The sequence below is a fragment of the Proteiniphilum sp. X52 genome, assembly GCF_003712195.1.
Taxonomy (GTDB): Bacteria; Bacteroidota; Bacteroidia; order Bacteroidales; family Dysgonomonadaceae; genus Proteiniphilum.
The window spans coordinates 1-1,335 of sequence record NZ_RDSD01000066.1; the positions used below are offsets into that span (position 1 = coordinate 1).

Annotated in this window: 1 pseudogene; it reads right to left on the reverse strand. The window is 39.3% G+C overall.

Features of this window, described 5'->3' with window-relative positions:
• Positions 1 to 641 (reverse strand): annotated as a pseudogene (locus D7D25_RS17640) (lysyl endopeptidase); the annotation flags it as partial.
• Positions 642 to 1,335: the final 694 nt, after the last annotated feature.

Consider the following 1,335-nt stretch of genomic DNA (forward strand, 5'->3'; position numbering starts at 1 on the left):
ATGGTCATCTGTAACGGGCCGCGGATATCAGTATCGCACAACGGTGAATGGTAATTGAAAAAGGCGACGATGCTGCCCGCTACTTTATCATAAAGCCAATTCTCGCTTTGACCGAAATTCTGCCATTTGTTATAATAGTCAGTCTTTTCGAAGAAATAACTGTTGTTGAGACAGTGTGTGGCGGTCAACAGGTAAGGCGTGGCATCCTCCAATGTATTATTCACAAGCGCTCCTGTGCAGTAGGTTGTCCCGTTTATAATTAATCCCACAACACCACTTCCCGGTTGAATGTCTTCGGGGAAGCAGACCAGATTGGGATGGCAGGCTTGTGCAGGATCATCTGGTTCGGTCGCTCTGAATAAACCAATAAAATCATGATTTACTTCACCTATCTCGACCTCACCCTTGAATACCGCGTCCAGCGGTTCCTGATATTCCACGATTAATTCATCGCCCCCGACAGGCTGAACGGGAAGCATGTTTAACTCACTGTTGTTTCTTTCAGTATATGCCCCCAATATCTCCGACTGGTCGATGTTGTAGACAAACAATTGCGCTCTCGGAGGTAATCTGAATTTAGAGAAGAGGATATTTATTGAGTAGGCGTTTTTAGAGCGGATTCCTACACGCCATACTTTCATATTATCTGTGGTAAAAATGATACCTGAGTTCTCGGGTCGAAGAAATGTATGAAACTTATGTGCAAACTCTAAACTTTTAAGTTTTGCATGACCCTGTTGGGATTGTCGTAATATCGCCTGGATATTGAATGAAGGCATTTCCACAAAAAGGGCTACTAAGGGACCCGCCGACCTTGCCCCTGAGCTGGCATGAAAAGGTAGAGGCTGTCCTCCATGACTAATCTGTCCCAAAACCGTATGGAAAAGCAAACAAAGAATAAATAGAAATACGCTCTTTAGAATAGGATGGAAAGCGTAGGGAACACTTCTCATAAATAAGAATTAATTTCACGTTTTTTAAACTAAAGAGTATAAGGTAAACTCGCTTGCATTATGCCATCGCAAAAGAACGATTATATAATGCGGCCATAAACTTCCTCCTTTCTCTATTTCGCTAACATTTTAATTATTCCACAATATTAAAAAAAAACATATACAATCCAAATTGTATTTTAATAATGTTTGAAATTTAACTTTTAAGAGGACTGAAAACAAACAAATGACATTAAAAACTAAATCAAAATTTGTTTGATTAGCAATCTTTTTATATTTCTCTGCACACAGTGTTCATCCCATCATAAAGAAACATATACGGAAATATATAATTTAAATCTTAGAAACCCGACAGACTCTTCCACTTTATATCCGAGATCTA